The sequence below is a fragment of the Blastococcus sp. SYSU D00820 genome, assembly GCF_054050695.1.
The window spans coordinates 1-18,039 of record NZ_JBJGZW010000032.1; the positions used below are offsets into that span (position 1 = coordinate 1).

The 18,039-nt window shown below is 75.2% G+C and carries 15 protein-coding genes; 8 read left to right on the forward strand and 7 right to left on the reverse strand.

Annotation, left to right across the window (positions count from 1 at the left end):
* The first annotated feature begins 104 nt into the window (after positions 1-104).
* Entirely contained in the window at positions 105-1,859 is a 1,755-nt protein-coding gene (gene treZ / locus ACI79R_RS22065; RefSeq protein WP_456575826.1) for a malto-oligosyltrehalose trehalohydrolase, read from the forward strand.
* Position 1,860: 1 nt separating this feature from the next.
* Positions 1,861-2,583 carry a dihydrofolate reductase family protein gene (locus tag ACI79R_RS22070; protein WP_456575827.1) on the forward strand — a complete coding sequence of 241 codons (723 nt, stop codon included), beginning with the start codon at positions 1,861-1,863 and terminating at the stop codon, positions 2,581-2,583.
* A gap of 2 nt (positions 2,584-2,585) precedes the next feature.
* Here the strand turns inward: ACI79R_RS22070 and ACI79R_RS22075 are convergent, their stop codons facing one another.
* A complete protein-coding gene (locus tag ACI79R_RS22075; RefSeq protein ID WP_456575828.1) occupies positions 2,586-4,112 on the reverse strand; it encodes a serine/threonine protein kinase in 1,527 nt (508 codons plus the stop codon).
* Between the two features lie 185 nt (positions 4,113-4,297).
* Between ACI79R_RS22075 and ACI79R_RS22080 the strand changes: the two genes are divergently transcribed.
* Complete coding sequence (locus ACI79R_RS22080) at positions 4,298-4,663, forward strand: peroxiredoxin (RefSeq protein WP_456575829.1); 366 nt, start codon at positions 4,298-4,300, stop codon at positions 4,661-4,663.
* Here ACI79R_RS22080 and ACI79R_RS22085 read toward each other — a convergent pair.
* Positions 4,653-7,196 carry an ATP-binding protein gene (locus ACI79R_RS22085; RefSeq protein WP_456575830.1) on the reverse strand — a complete coding sequence of 848 codons (2,544 nt, stop codon included), beginning with the start codon at positions 7,194-7,196 and terminating at the stop codon, positions 4,653-4,655. The two genes, ACI79R_RS22080 and ACI79R_RS22085, sit on opposite strands and share 11 nt — an antisense overlap.
* Before the next feature lie 69 nt (positions 7,197-7,265).
* On the opposite strand from ACI79R_RS22085, the gene ACI79R_RS22090 reads away from it, so the two are divergent.
* The 5 genes from ACI79R_RS22090 to ACI79R_RS22110 all read left to right on the forward strand — a co-directional run bounded on the left by ACI79R_RS22090 (position 7,266) and on the right by ACI79R_RS22110 (position 12,028).
* Entirely contained in the window at positions 7,266-8,336 is a 1,071-nt protein-coding gene (locus tag ACI79R_RS22090; RefSeq protein WP_456575831.1) for an ATP-dependent DNA ligase, read from the forward strand.
* Positions 8,337-8,411: 75 nt separating this feature from the next.
* Positions 8,412-9,146, forward strand: coding sequence for a class E sortase (locus ACI79R_RS22095; RefSeq protein ID WP_456575832.1), 735 nt, complete (start codon positions 8,412-8,414; stop codon positions 9,144-9,146).
* Positions 9,147-9,149: 3 nt separating this feature from the next.
* Positions 9,150-9,308, forward strand: a complete 159-nt coding sequence (locus tag ACI79R_RS22100) for a hypothetical protein (RefSeq protein ID WP_456575833.1) — start codon at positions 9,150-9,152, stop codon at positions 9,306-9,308.
* A gap of 61 nt (positions 9,309-9,369) precedes the next feature.
* Complete coding sequence (locus tag ACI79R_RS22105) at positions 9,370-10,935, forward strand: alpha/beta hydrolase (protein WP_456575834.1); 1,566 nt, start codon at positions 9,370-9,372, stop codon at positions 10,933-10,935.
* Between the two features lie 25 nt (positions 10,936-10,960).
* Positions 10,961-12,028: a DNA polymerase domain-containing protein gene (locus ACI79R_RS22110; protein ID WP_456575835.1), complete on the forward strand. Its 1,068-nt coding sequence runs from the start codon at positions 10,961-10,963 to the stop codon at positions 12,026-12,028.
* A gap of 297 nt (positions 12,029-12,325) precedes the next feature.
* Here the strand turns inward: ACI79R_RS22110 and ACI79R_RS22115 are convergent, their stop codons facing one another.
* The 5 genes from ACI79R_RS22115 to ACI79R_RS22135 all read right to left on the reverse strand — a co-directional run bounded on the left by ACI79R_RS22115 (position 12,326) and on the right by ACI79R_RS22135 (position 17,810).
* Positions 12,326-13,945 carry a methyl-accepting chemotaxis protein gene (locus ACI79R_RS22115; RefSeq protein ID WP_456575836.1) on the reverse strand — a complete coding sequence of 540 codons (1,620 nt, stop codon included), beginning with the start codon at positions 13,943-13,945 and terminating at the stop codon, positions 12,326-12,328.
* A gap of 192 nt (positions 13,946-14,137) precedes the next feature.
* Positions 14,138-14,800: a DsbA family oxidoreductase gene (locus ACI79R_RS22120; RefSeq protein WP_456575837.1), complete on the reverse strand. Its 663-nt coding sequence runs from the start codon at positions 14,798-14,800 to the stop codon at positions 14,138-14,140.
* A 485-nt stretch (positions 14,801-15,285) separates the two neighbouring features.
* A complete protein-coding gene (locus ACI79R_RS22125) occupies positions 15,286-15,714 on the reverse strand; it encodes a riboflavin kinase (RefSeq protein WP_456575868.1) in 429 nt (142 codons plus the stop codon).
* 93 nt (positions 15,715-15,807) lie between these two features.
* A complete protein-coding gene (locus tag ACI79R_RS22130) occupies positions 15,808-16,914 on the reverse strand; it encodes a maleylacetate reductase (RefSeq protein ID WP_456575838.1) in 1,107 nt (368 codons plus the stop codon).
* On the reverse strand, positions 16,911-17,810 hold the full coding sequence (locus ACI79R_RS22135) for an intradiol ring-cleavage dioxygenase (RefSeq protein ID WP_456575839.1): 900 nt from the start codon (positions 17,808-17,810) through the stop codon (positions 16,911-16,913). The genes ACI79R_RS22130 and ACI79R_RS22135 overlap by 4 nt, the downstream gene beginning before the upstream one ends.
* Positions 17,811-18,039 lie beyond the last annotated feature (229 nt).

Here is an 18,039-nt window from a genome sequence, read left to right on the forward strand (position 1 = left end):
CGGGGTGGCCGAGCGGCCACCCCGCCCCGCGACGGGCACGGTTGGACGCCGACGTCCCGGGCATGATCGGGGCACCGCCGTCCGACCAGCTCTGGAGTGCCCGCATGTCCGCACCCGTCCCGTTCGCCGTCTGGGCCCCCGTGCCCGAGCGTGTCCGCCTCGTGCTCGACGGCACCGTGCACGACATGCAGCCTGACGACGGCGGCTGGTGGCGCGCGGAGGTCGCGGCCGGCCCCGACGCCGACTACGGCTTCCTGCTCGACGACGACGAGACCCCCCGGCCGGATCCGCGCTCCCGGCGGCAGCCCGAGGGCGTGCACGGGCTGTCCCGCCGGTACGACCCGGCGTCCTACACCTGGGGCGACGGCGCCTGGACCGGGCGCCCGCTGGCCGGCGGCGTCGTCTACGAGATGCACGTCGGCACGTTCACGGCCGAGGGCACGCTCGACGCCGCGATCGACCGGCTCGACCACCTCGTCGGCCTGGGCGTCGACTTCGTCGAGCTGCTGCCGGTGAACGGCTTCAACGGCACCCACAACTGGGGCTACGACGGCGTCCTCTGGTACACGGTCCAGGAGACCTACGGCGGCCCGGCCGCCTACCAGCGCTTCGTCGACGCCTGCCACCAGCGCGGCCTCGGCGTGATCCAGGACGTCGTCTACAACCACCTGGGCCCGTCGGGGAACTACCTGCCGCTGTTCTTCCCGGTGTTCGCCGAGGGCGGTGCCAACACCTGGGGCAACTCGATCAACCTGTCCGGCCCGGACTCCGACGAGGTGCGGCGCTACATCATCGACAACGCGCTGATGTGGCTGCGCGACATGCACGTCGACGGGCTGCGGCTGGACGCCGTCCACGCGCTGGTCGACGAGCGCGCCACCCACGTGCTCGAGGAGATGGCGCAGGAGGTCGACCGGCTGTCGGTCGCCGCCGGCCGGCCGCTCACCCTGATCGCCGAGAGCGACCTCAACGACCCGCGGATGGTCACCCCGCGCGTGGCCGGCGGCATGGGGCTGACCGCGCAGTGGAGCGACGACTTCCACCACGCGCTGCACTCGACGCTCACCGGCGAGGGCCAGGGCTACTACGCCGACTTCGCCGCGGCCGGCCTCTCCGGCCTGGCCAAGACGCTCACCGGCGCCTACTTCCACGACGGCGCGTGGTCCAGCTTCCGCCGCCGGCACCACGGCCGGCCGGTGGACACCGCGCTGCTGCCGGGCTGGAAGTTCCTCGGCTACCTGCAGGACCACGACCAGATCGGCAACCGCGCGGTCGGCGATCGCATCTCGGCCTCCCTCTCCCCCGGCCTGCTCGCCGTGGGCGCCACCATCGTGCTGACCAGCCCCTTCACGCCGATGCTGTTCATGGGCGAGGAGTGGGGTGCGAGCACGCCGTGGCAGTTCTTCACCAGCCACCCGGAACCCGAGCTCGGCGAGGCGACGGCGAAGGGGCGCATCGGGGAGTTCGCCGAGCACGGCTGGGACGCCGACGTGGTGCCCGATCCGCAGGACCCCGAGACCTTCACCCGGTCCAAGCTCGACTGGTCCGAGCCCACCCGGGAGCCGCACGAGCGGCTGCTGGCGGTGCACCGCGCCCTGCTGGCCCTCCGCAAGGCCCACCCCGAGCTGGTCGACCCCGACCTCGCGTCGGTCGAGGTCAGCTGGGACGACGCCGACCGCTGGCTGGTGGTGCACCGCGGGTCGCTGCGGGTGGTGGCCAACCTGGCCGCCGAGCCGCGGGAGATCGACCTGGACCGGCCGGCCGGCGAGGTGCTGTTCGCGACCGGCGAGCTGCCCGCCGTCGCCGGGCCGACGGTGACGCTGCCCGCGGAGAGCGCCGCCGTCGTCAGCACCCGCTGACGTGCGGCGGCTGCTGCCGTCGCCCGCGGCCGACCTCGACGACGCCGCCCTGGCCGCGGCCTACCGGCTCCCGACCGGCCGCTCGCTGCGGGTGAACTTCGTCGCCTCCCTCGACGGGGCGGTGACCGTGGCCGGCGCCAGCGCGGGTCTCGGCTCGCCGGGCGACCAGCGGGTGTTCCGGCTGCTGCGGGCACTGGCCGACGTCGTGCTGGTCGGGCACGGCACCGCGGCCGGCGAGGGCTACCGGCCGATGGCCGCGGACTCCGCGGTCGGCCGGCTCCGCCGCGCCCTGGGCCGGCCGGGGACCGCGCCCATCGCGGTGGTCTCCCGCCGGGCGTCGCTGGCACCCGGCGACCGGCTGGCGGTCGACTCGACGATCCTGGTCACCTGCGCGGCGGCCGACCCCGGCCGCCGCGCGGCGCTGGCCGACGCGGGGGTGACCGTGCTGGTCTGCGGGGACGACGACGTCGACCTGCCCGCCGCGCTGGACGCGCTCGCCGACCGCGGGCTGGACCAGGTGCTGTGCGAGGGCGGGCCGTCGCTGCTGTCGGCCGCCCTCGATGCCGGCGTGGTCGACGAGCTCGACCTGAGCATCGCCCCGGCGCTGGTCGGCGGGCAGGCCCGGCTGCTGGACCGGGCGCTGGGCGCCGTCGTCCGGCCGCGGCTGCTGCAGGTGCTGGAGGAGGACGGCGTGCTGTTCACCCGGTACGCCGTCGGCGGCTGAGCTCACTCCTCGCCGTCGCCCTCCTCGTCGTCTCCCCCGCCGTTCCCGTTCCCGTTGCCGTTGCCGTTGCCGTTGCCGTTGCCGTTGCCGTTGCCCTGGTCGCCCTCGTCGCCGTTCCCGCCGCCCTCGTCGCCGTTGCCGCCGCCGTTCCCCCCGGGCGCCGGCGCGGGGGGCGGGGCGACGGCGTACGTGACCGTCACCGGGCTGCCCGGGGACAGCTCGCCCTCCGGGCTGACGGCGATGACCTGGCCGTCGGGCAGGTCGGAGGTCTGCACCGGCCGCAGCGTGACCGCCAGCCCCAGCGCGGTGAGCTCGGCCTGCACCTCGCCGACCGGGCGGCCGACGAGGTCGGCACCGGTCACGCGCACCGGCTCGGGCGTGCCGGGGGCCGGGGCCGCGCTGGACGTGGGGGTCGCCGACGTCGTCCCCGCTGCCGAGGACGCCGGGTCGTCGCCGCCGGTCAGCGCGGCCAGGGCGACCACCCCCGCGACCAGCAGCACGAGCAGCAGGCCCAGGGCGACCGCGAGCCGCCGGCGGGGCCGTCCGGCGGGCGCCGGCGCGGCGGCGGACGCGGCCGGCGGCAGGACGCGGGTGGCCGGGAACCCGCCGGCCACCGCCGCCGCCGCGGCTGCCGGTGCCGCGGCCGCCGGCGGACCGGGGAGCACGGCGGTCGCCCGGCGCGCCTGGTCGGGGCCGGCCAGCACCGCGGCCGCCGCGTCGCGGAGGGCGGCACCGTCGGGGAAGCGGGCCGCAGGGTCCTTCGCGATGGCCCGCTCGACGAGCCGCCGCACCGCCTCGGGGACGTCGCCGGGCAGTGGTGGCGGCTCCTCGCGGATCTGCCGCAGCGCGATCTGCACCGAGCTCTCGCCGTCGAAGGCCCGCCGCCCGGCCAGGCACTCGTAGCCGACCAGGCCGAGGGCGTAGACGTCACTGGCCGGGCCGGCCGGTGCGCCCTGGGCCTGCTCCGGGGAGAGGTAGTGGGCGGTGCCGATGATCTGCCCGGTACCGGTGAGCGGCACGCTGGACGCCGACCAGGCGATGCCGAAATCGGTGATCTTCACCGTGCCGTCGGGCGTCACGAGCACGTTGCCGGGCTTGACGTCGCGGTGCACCACCCCGGCCGCGTGCGCGGCGCCCAGCCCGGCGGCGGCCTGGCGGAGCAGGTCGGCGGTGCGCCGGGGGTCGAGCCGGCCCTCGCGGGCGAGGACGTCGGCGAGCGACTCCCCCGGCACGAGCTCCATGACGAGGTAGGCCTGGGGCTCGGTGCCCGCCGCGGCATCGCCGGGGACCTCGCCGTAGTCGTGCAGCGTCGCGATGTTCGGGTGGCCCAGCACCGCGGTGTGCCGGGCCTCGGCGCGGAAGCGGGCGAGGAAGGCCGGGTCGGCGGTGTACTCCGGGCGCAGCACCTTCACGGCGACCGGCCGGTCGAGCAGGGTGTCGCGGCCGCGCCACACCTGGCCCATGCCGCCGGTGGCCAGCAGGGACTCGAGGGCGTACCGCCCGCCCAGCAGGCGGGGTCCCGGTCCCATGGTGGTCCTCCTCGGTGCGTGCGCGGTCCGACCCCGCATGCTCCCCGATGCGGCCGGGCGGGGCATCCGCGGGGCGCTCGTCTGGGGGACGCGACAGCTCGGATGGGCAGCCGCTGCCGATGGCGGGACGGGTGCCGCGGGCCAGCCTCGGAGGGGTCGATCCGCACCCCGCGAGGAGGTCCGTCGTGGACGCCAAGGCAGTCATCAGTCTCCGCACCGGCCTGGAGGACCCGGAGACGGTCACCGTCGCCTTCCTCATGGCCGTCGGCGCGGCCGAGTCCGGCCGGCCCACCGCGATGTTCCTGGCCAAGGAGGCGGTGCGGCTGGCCCTCGACGGCATCGCCGTGGGCACCGCCTGCGAGGGCTGCCCGCCGCTGCCGACGCTGCTGGACCGCTACGCCGCCGCCGGCGGCCGGTACTTCGTGTGCCCGATCTGCTTCACCGCCAAGCAGTTGGACCAGGGCGCGCTGGTGAAGGGCGCCGAGCTCGGCGGCACGGTGCCGCTGTGGGCGTGGATCGGCGAGGAGGGCGCCACCACGTTCAGCTACTGACCAGGCCCAGGGACGCCGCCCGCCGGGCGGCGTCCCGCCGCGAGCCGACGCCGAGCTTGGCCAGCACCGCGGCCACGTGGTGCTCGGCCGTGCGCGGGGAGACGACCAGCGCCGCGGCGATCTCGGCGTTGGTCAGGCCCGCGGCGAGCAGCCGGGCGACCTCGGCCTGGCGGTCGGTCAGGCCGGCCGGATTGGTCCGCGTGGTTCCCCGCCGGCCGTGCCGGACGGCGAGGCCCAGGGCCCGCATCCGCCGGGCGACCCGGGCGGCCAGCGGCCCGGCGCCGAGCGCCCGCGCGGTCTCCAGGGCCTCCCGCAGCGCGGCGGGGTCGTCCAGCAGCGACAGCAGTAGCGCCCGGTCGTAGCGCCAGCCGGCAGCGCCGTGCGCGTCGGCCGCGGCCGCCGGATCGCCCGCGATCACGGCGGCCGACGCCGGGGCGGCCGGCCCGCGCCAGCCGTCCGGGACGCCGGCGAGGGCGGCGACGGCGGCCAGCCGGCCGGCACCCCACTGCCGCCGTCCGCCGTCCTCGGCCAGCGCGAGCGCCCGGGTGACGGCGTCGACCGGCATCGGCCCGCCGGACAGCAGCGCCACCTCCACCTGCAGCTCCAGCACCGGCACGATCCGCTGCAGCTCGCCGGTGCGGTCGGCCTGCGCGGCGACGGCGGCCAGCTGCCGCGCGGCGTCCGGGGCCCCGCGGCGGACGGCGGTCTCCGCCAGCACCGTGCGCGCCAGCAGCTGGGTCACCGTCGCGCCCCGCTCCGCCGCCGCGGCGGCCACCGCCACCGCGGCGCCGTCCTCGCCCGCCCGGGCGCGCAGCCAGGCGAGGGTCACCTCCAGGTAGGCACCGAGCGCGTCCACCTCCGTGGCGGTGGCGAGGGCCAGCCCGCGCTCGGCCTGCTCCCGCGCGCGGTCGGGGCGCAGCCACATCAGCTGCGCCCACGCGCCGCCGACCACCGCGCGCACCGCCTCGTGCGCGTCGCCGCAGGCCTGCGCGGCCGCCTCGGCCGCCTCGATGCCCGCGACGTCGTCCGGGTCGTCGTGGGCCCGCACCACGCCGATGGTCACCAGCGCGTGCGCCTCGGTCGGCCGGTCGCCGGACCGGCGGGCGCCGTCGACCGCCCGCCCGGCCTCGCGCAGCGCCTCGGCCGAGCGGCCGGCCAGCATCGCCAGCTGCGCCAGGGAGCCGGCGGCGCGGGCCAGCTCGACCGAGTCGCCGAGGGGGGCCAGCAGCGCCACGGCCGCGCGGGCCTCCCGCCGCGCCGCCGGGCCGTCGCCGGAGTACCAGTGCAGCCGCGAGCGCAGCCGCGCGCAGCGGGCCTGCGCGGCGACGTCCCCGGGCCCGTGCGCCGCCGCGGCGGCGTCGACGGCCGCCAGTGCCTCCGGGATGCGCCCCACGAGGTAGGCGGCACCGGCCAGCTCCTCCAGGAGCGCGGCCCGCTCGCCGGCCGGCAGCCGGTCGGCGGTCCACGCGGCCCGCCGGTAGTGGGCGTGCGCCTCCCGGTGGGCCCCGAGCGCGGCCGCCCGCCGGGCGGCCGGCAGCGCGGCGGCGGCCAGTGCCTCGCTGTCGCCGGCCGCCTCGGCGTGGTGCACCAGCTCGGCGGGGTCGGCGCCCAGGCGCGTCAGCGCGCCGAGCACCCGGGCGTGCAGCCGCCGCCGGGAGCCCGCGGTCAGCCCGGCCTCGACCGCCGTGCGGGCCAGCTCGTGGCGGAACCGCACCCAGCCCGGGGTCACCTGCAGCAGGCCCCGCCGCTCGGGCTCCTCGGCCGCGGCCTCCCAGCCCGGCTCGGCCAGGTCGAGGACGGCGGTGGCCGTCCGCGACGGCACCACCGCGACCAGCTCGAGCAGCTCCCGGGCCGCGGGCGCCAGCACGGCCACCCGGCCGGCCACCGCGCCGGCGACCGACGGCGGCAGCCCCGCCGGCCGGGCGGCGGCGAGCTCGGTGACGTAGAAGGGGTTGCCGCCGGTCACCGCGTGCACCCGCGCGGCGTCGTCCCCGACGAGCGTGGCGACCGCGTCCTCCGACAGCGGCGCCAGTGGCAGCCGCACCAGGTGGCGGGCGGGCACCGCGGCCAGCGCGGCGCGCAGCGGGGCGTCGGCGGGCACCTCGCCGTCCCGGCAGGTCAGCACGAGGACGGCGGGCAGCCGGCCGATCCGGCGGCCGACGGTCCGCACCAGGTCCACCGTCGCGTCGTCGGCCCAGTGCACGTCCTCGAGCACCAGCACGGTCGGCGCGGGCGGGCCGGCCAGCAGCGCCAGCACCCGGTCGTGCACCGCGGCGGGGTCGGCCGGCAGCCCGGGCAGGGCGGCGGCGAGGTCGCGCAGCGGGCCGAGCGGCCGCGGGGTGGACAGGTCGTCGCACAGGCCGACGAGCACCCGTGCGCCGCCGGGATCGCGGGCCAGGGCGGCGACCAGCGCGGACTTGCCGATGCCCGGTTCCCCGGTCACCAGCACCACGCAGCCGGAGCCCGCCGCCGCCGCGTCCCTCGCCCGCGCGAGCGCGGCCAGCGGCGCCTCCCGCTCCAGGAGGGCGTCCACCGGGCGACGGTAGCGCCGCGGCGGCGTTCCGGGGACCGGCCGTCGGGCCCTGCTGCTTGACTGACCGGCATGGACCTGCCCGTGCTCCCGCCGGTCAAGCCGATGCTGGCCAAGGCCTCGACCAAGCTGCCCACCGCCGAGGGCCTGTTCTACGAGCCCAAGTGGGACGGCTTCCGCTGCATCGTCTTCCGCGACGGCGACGAGGTGGAGCTCGGCAGCCGCAACGAGCGGCCGCTGACCCGCTACTTCCCCGAGGTCGTCGCGGCGGTCAAGGCGGCGCTGCCCGAGCGCTGCGTGGTCGACGGCGAGATCGTCGTCCCGCAGGGCGACCGGCTGCACTTCGAGGCGCTGCTGCAGCGCATCCACCCCGCCGAGTCGCGGATCACCCTCCTGGCCGAGCAGACGCCGGCCTCCTTCGTCGCCTTCGACCTGCTCGCCGTCGGCGACGAGTCGCTGCTGGAGGTGCCGTTCGCACAGCGGCAGGAGCGGCTGCGCGCGGTGCTCACGCCGACCGACTCGGTGCACGTCACCGCGATCACCCAGGACGCCGCCACCGCGCAGCGCTGGTTCGAGGAGTTCGAGGGCGCGGGTCTGGACGGCGTCGTCGCCAAGGCCGCCGACCTGCCCTACGGCCCCGACCAGCGGCTGATGACCAAGGTCAAGCACGTGCGCACCGCCGACTGCGTGGTCGCCGGCTTCCGGTGGCACAAGAGCGGGCCGATCGTCGGGTCGCTGCTGCTGGGGCTGTACAACGACGCCGGCGACCTCCAGCACATCGGCGTCGCCGCCTCCTTCCCGATGGCGCGGCGTGCCGAGCTGGTCGAGGAGCTGGCCCCCTACCGGGCCCAGGCACTGGACGGGCACCCGTGGCAGGACTGGGCGAACGCGCAGACCGGGGAGGACGGCGAGCACCGGATGCCCGGCGCGCAGAGCCGCTGGAACGCCGGCAAGGACCTCTCCTGGGTGCCACTGCGGCCCGAGCTGGTGGTGGAGATCAAGTACGACCAGCTGGAGGGCCGCCGGCTCCGGCACACCGGGCAGTTCCTGCGCTGGCGGCCCGACCGCGAGCCGCGCAGCTGCACGTACGACCAGCTCGACGTGCCGGTGCGGTACGACCTCGCGGAGGTCTTCGCCGGCTGAACCCCGGCCGCCCCACCCGTCCCGCCCCGCCTGTCGGCGCCGGGGCCGGGGCCGGCGCCGACCTAGAGTCGGCCCGTGTCCGAGAGCCGCGGTGGTGACCTGCTGCGCACCGGGATCCGCGGTCTCGGGCAGCTGCTGCTCACCGTGGGCTTCGTGCTGCTGCTGTTCGTGGTCTACGAGCTGTACGTCACCGACCTGCAGAGCGACGCGAAGCAGGAGGAGCTGACCGAGCAGCTGCGCGAGGAGTGGCAGGACGCCCCGGCGGCCGTCGCCGACCCGCTGACGCCCACCGTCGGCGAGCCGTTCGCCTTCCTGCACATCCCGGGCCTGGGCCAGGGCTGGTCGCGGGCGGTCGTCGAGGGCACCGGCACCGAGGAGCTCGCCGAGGGCCCCGGGCACTACGTGGGCACCGCGCTGCCCGGCCAGCAGGGCAACTTCGCCGTCGCCGGCCACCGGGTCGGCCGCGGCTCGCCGTTCCTCGACCTGGACGAGCTGCGCCCGGGGGATCCGATCGTCGTCGAGACCGCCGGCGCCTGGTACGTCTACCGGGTGCTCGGCGACCCGTCGACCGGCGACCTCGCGGCGGGCGCCGTCCCCGGGCAGCGGATCGTCGACCCGAGCGACGTCTCGGTCATCGCGCCCTCCCCCGACGTCCCCGGGGCCCCGCCCACCGGCGCCTACCTGACGCTGACCACCTGCCACCCCGAGTACTCGGCACGCCAGCGCCTCATCGTGCACGCGGTCCTCGACGGGGCACCGATCGCCCGCGCCGACGCCCCCAACGGGCCGCCGGTGCTGCGGGAGGGCTGAGCCGTGTACTCGTGGATCTGGCGGAAGCTGCCCGGCGGAACGGCGGCCAAGGCGCTGTGCGCGCTGCTGCTGCTGGCCGCGGTCAGCGCGCTGCTGCTGTTCGTCGTCTTCCCCGAGGTCGAGCCGCTGCTGCCGTTCACCGACGTGACCGTCGACCCCTGATCCGGGTGCTGCTGGGCTCACTCCCCTGCGGCGGCCGTCGCCTCCTCATACGCTCGTGATCATGCGTCTGCGCCGCGGCCTCCTCGCCGCCACCACCGGACTGCTGGTCGCCGTCACCGGCTGCACGTCGTCCTCGGACTCGCCGGACTCCTCCCCCTCCAGCTCGGCGGAGGGCACGGCGGCCGAGCAGCCGGAGGTCCAGGAGATCGCCTGGGAGGACTGCACGGCCGACCTGCAGTCCTTCATCGCCGGGCGGCCGGGCAGCGAGCGGCCGCTCACGTTCGAGTGCGGCCGCTCCGACGTGCCGATCAGCTACGAGGAGTCCGACAGCGAGACGCTGCCGCTGTTCCTCGTGCGGGTGCGGCACGGCGGGCAGACCGACCGGATCGGCTCGCTGGTGGTCAACCCGGGCGGGCCGGGCGCCTCCGGCGCCGACGCGGCGCTGAGCCTGGCCCTGCGGCTGCCCGAGGAGGTGCTGACCCGCTTCGACCTGGTCGGCTTCGACCCGCGCGGCGTGGCCGCCTCCACCGGGATCGAGTGCATCCCCGACCAGCTCAAGGACGAGTTGGTCGCCGCCGAGCCGCGGCCGACCACCGACGAGCAGCTGCAGGAGTTCTTCGACCGCACCGAGGAGATCGCGGCCGGGTGCGAGGAGCAGTACGGCGAGGCGCTGGGCACCTTCAACACCGTCGACACCGCCCGTGACCTCGACCGCATCCGCGAGGCGCTGGGCGACGAGCAGCTGACCTTCCTCGGCTTCTCCTACGGCACCACGCTCGGCTCGACGTACGCCGAGCTGTTCCCCGAGAACGTGCGCGCTCTGGTGCTCGACGCCGCGGTCGACCCGGACGCCGAGCCGCGGGAGGCCGCCGAGGCCCAGGCCGCCGGGCTGGAGGCCGGCTTCGACGCGTTCGCCACCAACTGCACCGGGCTGGTCTCCGGCTGCCCGATCGGCGGGGACCCGCGCCGCTTCCTCGAGGACCTGCTCGCCCAGGCCGCGGCGGCGCCGATCCCCAGCCTCCGGGAGGGCGAGACCCGCACCGCCACGCCCGGTGTGATCATGACCGCCGTCGTCTCGGCGCTGTACTCCCCCTCGTCGTGGCCGCAGCTCTCGCAGTCGCTGGCCGCCGCGCAGCGGGGCGACGCCGCCGGGGTGTTCTCGCTCGCCGACACCTACGCCGGCCGGCTCGCCGACGGCAGCTACACCAACCGGCTCGACGCCAACATCGCGATCACCTGCGCCGACACCCCGGAGGACGAGGTCACCACCGAGGCGCAGGTCGGCGAGCTGGCCCGCGAGTTCGCGAGTCGCTATCCGCTGTTCGGCGCGGGCGCGGCGCTGTCGCTCTACACCTGCTCGGTGTGGGACGCGCCCCGCACGCCGGTGCCGGACCGGGACGCCGAGGGCGCCGCGCCGATCGTCGTCATCGGCACCTCAGGCGATCCGGTGACTCCGTTGCCCGGTGCGGTGGACATGGCCGAGGACCTCACCTCCGGCGTGCTGGTGACCTGGCAGGGTCAGGGGCACACCGCCTATCCCAAGGACGACTGCATCAACGCCGCGGTCGACCGGTACCTCATCGACCTGGCCGTCCCCCAGGACGGCCTGACCTGCCCGGCCGGCTGAGCCGCCCGGCGGAGCGGAGCCGCTCGTGGCCAGCAGCAAGGACGCCGTCGTCCTGACCGTCGACGGGCACGAGGTGCGGGTGTCCAACCCGGAGAAGCCGTACTTCGGCGAGCGGGGCATCCGCAAGATCGACGTCGTCGAGTACTTCATCTCCGTCGGCCCGGGGATCCTGTTCGCGCTCAGGGACCGGCCGACGACGCTGGAGCGCTGGCCCGGCGGGGTGTTCGAGGGCGCCCGGATCTCCACGCGCGTGGACAACACCGGCGACGCCTTCTACCAGAAGCGGGTGCCGAAGAACGCGCCCGACTGGGTGCCGACGGCGCACATCACCTTCCCCAGCGGGCGGACCGCCGACGAGATCGCGCCCGACTCGGTCGCCGTGGTCGCGTGGTGCGCCAACCTCGGCACGCTGACGTTCCACCCGTGGCCGGTGTCGAAGACCGACGTCGAGAGCCCCGACCAGATCCGCATCGACCTGGACCCGCAGCCGGGCACCGACTTCTCCGACGCCGTCTGGGTCGCCCCGCACGTGCGGGAGCTGCTCGCCGAGTTCGGCATGCAGGGCTGGCCGAAGACCTCCGGCGGCCGCGGGGTGCACATCTACGTGCCGATCCAGCCGCGGTGGACGTTCTCGGAGGTGCGCCGCGCGGTCATCGCCTTCGGCCGCGAGCTGGAACGCCGGCTGCCCGACCGCGTGACGATGTCGTGGTGGAAGGAGGAGCGCGGCGAGAAGATCTTCATCGACTACAACCAGATGGCCCGGGACCGCACGATCGCCTCGGCGTACTCCATCCGGCCCAAGCCGCACGCGCCGGTGTCCGCGCCCCTGGACTGGGACGAGCTGCCCGACGTGCACCCCACCGACTTCGACGTGCTGACGATGCCCGCCCGCTTCCGGGAGGTCGGGGACAAGCACGCCGGCCTGGCCGACCACGCGTTCGGCATCGAGCCGCTGCTGGAGCTGGCCGACCGGCAGGCGGCCGACCTCGGCATGGGCGACCTGCCGTATCCGCCGGACTACCCGAAGATGCCGGGCGAGCCGATGCGGGTGCAGCCGAGCCGGGCCAGGCGTCCTGCCAGCGAGACCTCCTGACCACTCGCTGTGGACGAACGAGCCCGGTCGCTCGGCCACCATCGTGGCACCCTGCACCGATTGCTCGACGCGCGGACCCGACCCATGACGTCGGACCTCGAACATCCCTGACGACGTCTCGCGGCGACCCATCCTTCGTGATCCGGGGCTCCCCGACTGTCGTCGGCTAGCTCGGAGCAGGCAGCTCGAACGGCCTCTCGATCGCCGGCTGCATCAGTGGGGGACGGTCGTGAACGGCTGTCTCCGATGAGTGACTAGTGCAGGGTCGCACCGGCCGGCGCATGTCGCGCGGGTGCGTCAGACCGCGAAGTGTGCGATCGCCTGCTGCAGCTCGTCGCTCATCCGCGCCAGCTCGGCGGCGGCGCGCTGGGCGTCCTCCACCCGGGAGTTCGTCTCCTGCGTGCCCGCGGCCAGGCCCGAGATCGCGTTGGCGATCTGCTGCGAGCCGTTGGCCGCCTCCATCACGTTGCGGTTCATCTCGTTGGTCGTCGCCGTCTGCTCCTCGACCGCCGCGGCGATGGTGGCCTGGAAGTCGTTGATCTCGCCGATCACCGAGCTGATCTGCCCGATCGCCTCGACGGCGCCGGCGGTGTCGGCCTGGATGGCCTCGACCCGCCGCGAGATGTCCTCGGTGGCGCGGGCGGTCTCCTGCGCGAGCTCCTTGACCTCGCTGGCCACGACCGCGAAGCCCTTGCCCGCCTCGCCCGCGCGGGCCGCCTCGATGGTGGCGTTGAGCGCGAGCAGGTTGGTCTGCTCGGCGATGCCGTTGATCAGCTTCACCACCGTGGCGATCTCCTGCGAGGAGTCGCCCAGCTTGCCGACGGTCCGCGTGGTGGCCTCGGCGACCGTCACCGCCTGACCGGCCACCCGCGCCGCCTGGGCGGCGTTCGTGGCGATCTCCCGGATCGCGGCCTCCATCTGCGAGGACCCGGCGGCGACGGTGTCGACGCTGGAGGCCACGTCACCGGCGGAGGTGACGACGGCGTCGGCCTGACCGGCTGCGGTCCGCGCGTTGTCGGCGATGGCGCCCGAGGCTGAGTTCAGCTTGTCCGAGGCGCCGGCCAGTCGCTGCGCGGAGTCGCCGACCAGGTGCAGCACCGAGCCCAGCGAGTCCAGCGTGTGGTCCAGCGACTGCGCGACCTCGCCGAGCTCGCCGCCGCCGGTCCGCCCGGCGCGCACCCGCAGGTCCCCGTCGGCGACCTGCGCCAGCACCTGGCGGATCCGCCGCACGGGGGCGGTGACGCTGCGCGCCACGAGGAGCGCCAGGCTGATCGCGATGACCAGACCGGCGACGATGATCACCACGGTCACGGTGCGCGCCGAGGTGTAGGCGTCGTGCGCCTCCTCGGTCACCTGGACGGCGCGCTCCTCGGCGGCCGCGGTCGCCGTGGCGAGCGCCTCGGCGATGAGCGCCTCGCTCTCGTTGATCGTCTGCAGCAGTTGCGCGAGCCGCGCCGGCGACGTGTTGCCGACACCGGTCGCGCGCAGCTCGCCGAGCGCCTCGAGGTACGCGGCGACTGCCAGGCGGAACTCGGCGAACGCCGCCGCCGCCTCGGGGGACAACGGCATCCCGGCCACGGACTCGACGTCCGCCATGAGCCGGTCGCCGAGAGCGGCGGCGTCCTGCTCGGCTCGGGCGACGGTCTCCGCGGGCAGGCCCGGGATCGCGGTGCGGGCCGTCGTGGCTGTCATCTCCCACCAGCCGGCCTGCAGACGGCGCAGGCCGTCGAGCGGCTCGGCGCCCTCCGTGTAGACCGCATCGGCCTTCTCGTCGAGCGTGGACATCCGGCTGATGCCCAGGATGCCCACCCCCAGCGTGGTCAGCGCGACCACGAGTACGGAGCCCAGCAGCCGGCTGCGCAGCCCCCACCCCGGATCCACTCGGTTCTCCCCGCCCACAGACTCCGCGGCATCCATGCCCGACTCCTCCGATGCTGGCCCCGCTGCTCCGCGGAGCTCGTCGGCGGAAGTCTCGGCAACGGGGCGGTCCAGTTGAGCCAAGTGGTGCAAGTAGCTCAATGTCAGGCCATAGCCGCGTCTGCACCTGACACGCTGCATCGAGCCGGGCGGGAACGCGACGACGCCCGGTGCCAGCCGGCGGGGCGACTCTCAGTCACCGGCCGCCGTCCGGGACTTGACCTGCTCGTCCCAGGCCGTCGACAACAGCTGCTCCAACGCCTCGGCCGACTGCCCACCCGCCACGGCATACGTCCGGTCCACGAGGAAGAACGGCACGCTGGTGACGCCCAGGCGCTGTGCGACGGCGATGTCCTCCACCACGGCGGCCCGGTATCGCCGGTCGGTGAGCGCCGCCCGCGCCTCGTCGGGGTCGAGCCCGCCGTCGGCGGCCAGTTCCACCAGGGAGTCGACCGCGTGCACCGAGCGGTGCTCGGCGAAGTGCCCGTGCAGCAGCCGCTCCACGACCTGCTCCTGCAACCCACGGTCGGCCGCCAGTTGCACCAACTCGTGCGCACGACTGGTGTTCCCCACCATGTTCTCGCCCAGCCGGTAGTGCAGACCCTCACCGGCCGCGACCCGGGCGATGCGCTCCTGGGCAGCCGCCATCTCGTCCTCGGAGCGGCCGGTTTGCTGGGCCACCCGCTCGGTGCTCCGGAAGACCTGCCCCTCCGGGATGTCCGGGTCCAGCTGGTAGGACCGCCAGCGGACCGCCACCTGGTCGGCGTGGCCGAAGGCGGCGAGGGCGACCTCGAGCCGCCTCTTCCCGATGTAGCACCAGGGGCACCCGATGTCGATCCACACGTCCACGCGCATGTGCAGGGCAACCTAAAGCCGCCCGTTGGTTCATTCCCGTACCAATGCCTGGAGTCAGACCGATGACCGAGGTGGAGTGCGCTGCCCCACCTCGACCACCGCCCGAGGGACATCCCGTCCCGGGCCTCAGGCGCAAGGCAGTCGAGGCCTGCTCCATCCCATCGACGGCGTCCATCCTGCGGGCGCGATGCAACCGCGCTCGAAGGATGTCCGGCGTGGCTGCCACGACGATGGGCATCACCACGACGATCCCCACCCCGACCCAGGCCGACAACGCCCACTGCCACCCTGTCATCCAGGCTCTCCTGCTCCGTCTCGTCGGCATCGATCGTCCCGACGCCCCAGCCCAGGACACCGGTGCCCACGCAGTACGCCGGGAGCAGCCGGGGGCCGGCTCGTCCCGCGCCGAGCATCACCACCTGCGGATGCCCGGTCATGTGGCAGCGACGTGCCGGGTGGGCGGACGAGGTCGTGTCGCGGCGGCCTCACGGAACGAGACGGAGCGGGTCGGACTCCGGCACCAACGCGTCCGGGAAGGAGCCGGCCACCACCGACCGCGTGTCGACCACGTCCTGGGTGATGGCGTCCACGAGCGTGTCGATGTCGGGGAACCGGACCATGCCCCGGAGCCGTAGGACCGACCGCACGTACAGTCGGCGCCCGTACAGATCGCCGTGGAAGTCCAGCAGGTGCGCCTCCACGGTCCGCTCGGCGCCGTCGACGGTGGGGTTGGTTCCGACCGAGATGGCCGCGGCGCGGTACACCGGTGGACGGCCGTCCAGGGTGCGAGCGACACCGGCGTACACGCCGTCGTCCGGCAGGACGGCGGACGGCGGGCAGCTGACGTTGGCGGTCGGAACCCGATGGTCCGGCCCCGCTGCTGGCCGTGGACCACCAGGCCGGTCACGCTCCAGTCCTCGTCCTGGGACACCGCGTGCGCTCCTCTCGTTGCCGTGACCGTCGGGGCAGACGGTCGCGCGGGGACGGCACGGCGGCCGCCTCCCGCGTCAGGACGCCGGTCCCGCCGGGGGGCGGACGCCCTCGAGTGCCGTCGCGGGCGCGTCCCCCGCCCAGGCGGCACGGATCAGTGCCGCGACCCCGTCACGGGTGACCGGCCGCGGATTGGCGTACGGCCTCGAGACGGCGAGATCCGCGGCCAGGTCGACATCCGCCTCCGCCATGCCGAGATCCCGCAGCGAGGCGGGCGCTCCCAGCCGTCGGGCGAACTCCCACAGCGCGTGAGCCGGGTCCGGGACCCCGCCCATCGCCCGGGACAGGGCAGCCACCGCCCGGGGAGCGGCCGGCTGGTTGTACGCGAGCGCGTGGGGCAGCACGACCGTGTGGGTCTGGGCATGCGGGAGGTCCAGCGTCCCTCCCAGCGTGTGGCAGAGCTTGTGGTGCAGCGACATGGTCGTCGCGGCGAGGACGGCCCCGCAGAGCCACGCCCCGTACTGGGCCTCGGTGCGCGCCTCGAGATCCGCGCCGTCGGCCGACACCCTCGGGAGTGCGGCGACCAGCGCGCGGACCCCTTCCTCGGCCATCAGGGAGACGATCGGCGTGGCGTCCGGGGCGTACAGCCCCTCCACGGCGTGCGCGATCGCGTTGATCCCGCTCGTCACCGAGAGCTCCGGTGGCAGACTGAGGGTCAGGGCCGGGTCGTACAGCACGCTGCGGGGCAGCACCCGCTCGTCTCTCCCCGTCCGCTTCTCCCCCGCCTCGGTCAGGCCCCACACCGGTGTCATCTCGGACCCGGCGTAGGTGGTCGGGACGGCGATCACGGGCAGGCCGTGCGCCAGCGCGACGGCCTTGCCCAGGCCGATCGCCGAGCCTCCCCCGACGGCGACACAGCCGTCGGCACCGAGCTCGCCGGCGACGTCCCGGGCCCTGCCGGCGACCTCGATCGGGACGTGCATGCGCGCCTCCGCCAGAACGCCGACCGCACGGTCGCCGAGCGCCGCCGCCACCCCGTGGCCGGTGTCCTCCTGCTCGGGCGAGCAGAGGACGAGCACCCGGTCCATCCCCAGCGCGGCGACCTCGTCCGCCAGCCGGTCCAGCGACCCCGCCCCGAAGACCACGCGCATGGGCAGCGCCTGGTAGGTGAAGGCGTCGATCACGACGCCGCCCCGACCGACCCGCCGGCACGCCGGAGCGTCACGTCGAACGTGAGGGTGCGGAACGGGTTGGCCAGACCCACCGCGGCGGCACGGGCCTCGTCGTCCACCTCGGGCACCTCACGCACGAGGCCGTCCTTGACCCCGAAGACCGCGTCGGAATCGAGGTAAGGGCTGTCGGCCACGAAGACGTGCGTGGTCACCGGCCGGTGACCGGGCGCGGTCACGATGAAGTGCAGGTGCGCCGGCCGGTTGGGGTGCCGCCCCGTGGCGGCCAGCAGCTCTCCCACCGGACCGTCGCTCGGGATGGGGTACCAGCGCGGCACCACGGACCGGAACCAGAACCGGCCGTCGGCCGCTGCGGTGAACAGACCGCGGAGGTTGCGCTCGGGCTGGATGCCGGGCTGCTGCACGTCGTAGAAGCCGTCGTCGTTCGCCTGCCACACGTCCACCAGCGCGCCGGCCAACGGCTCACCGTCCTCGCCGGTCACGCGCCCGGACACGAGGCAGGGCGTGCCCTTGCCGTCCAGCGCGATGTCGTCCCCGAGCTCCCGCCGCGGCGACTCCACCACGTGGAACGGACCGAGGACCGTCGACTCGGTCGCGGTCCCCCCGCTGCGGTGGTTGATCGAGTCCACGAGCATCGACACCCCGAGCACGTCGGACAGCAGGATGAACTCCTGCCGCACGTCGTCGCACGCCTGCCCGGTGCGGGTCAGGAAGTCGACGGCGACGCCCCACTCCTCCTCGGTCAGCTCCACGTCCTTGACGAAGGCGTGCAGGTGCTCCACCAGCGACGTCATCACCCGGCGCAGCCGCGGGTCGGGGGTGTCCGCGAAACTCGCCGCCACCACCTCGGCCGAACGCTCCTCGGTGAAGGACTCCCGCGCGGCGGTCACTGCACGTCCCGGCGGACGGGACCGGGGCGCGCACCCGGACGACGCCCGGCCCCCGAGGTGACGGCGGCGACCGCGAGGACTCTGACCTCCGGCCTCCAGGGCGACGTGTTCAAACCGTGACCTCCAGGTCCACTCGGATGCGCTCCCGGCGTTGACACAGTCTTCGCCGCGCCGTTCACTCACTGCCTAGTAGACGCCCAACAGACAAATAGGTCAATTGTTCGACCGT

Excerpts from the sequence above, each read along its gene's own strand:
- treZ (WP_456575826.1), top strand. The coding sequence starts at position 105 with ATGTCCGCACCCGTCCCGTTCGCCGTCTGGGCCCCCGTGCCCGAGCGT.
- ACI79R_RS22075 (WP_456575828.1), bottom strand. The coding sequence starts at position 4,112 with ATGGGACCGGGACCCCGCCTGCTGGGCGGGCGGTACGCCCTCGAGTCC.
- ACI79R_RS22090 (WP_456575831.1), top strand. The coding sequence starts at position 7,266 with ATGGACCTGCCCGTGCTCCCGCCGGTCAAGCCGATGCTGGCCAAGGCC.
- ACI79R_RS22105 (WP_456575834.1), top strand. The coding sequence starts at position 9,370 with ATGCGTCTGCGCCGCGGCCTCCTCGCCGCCACCACCGGACTGCTGGTC.
- ACI79R_RS22115 (WP_456575836.1), bottom strand. The coding sequence starts at position 13,945 with ATGGATGCCGCGGAGTCTGTGGGCGGGGAGAACCGAGTGGATCCGGGG.
- ACI79R_RS22120 (WP_456575837.1), bottom strand. The coding sequence starts at position 14,800 with ATGCGCGTGGACGTGTGGATCGACATCGGGTGCCCCTGGTGCTACATC.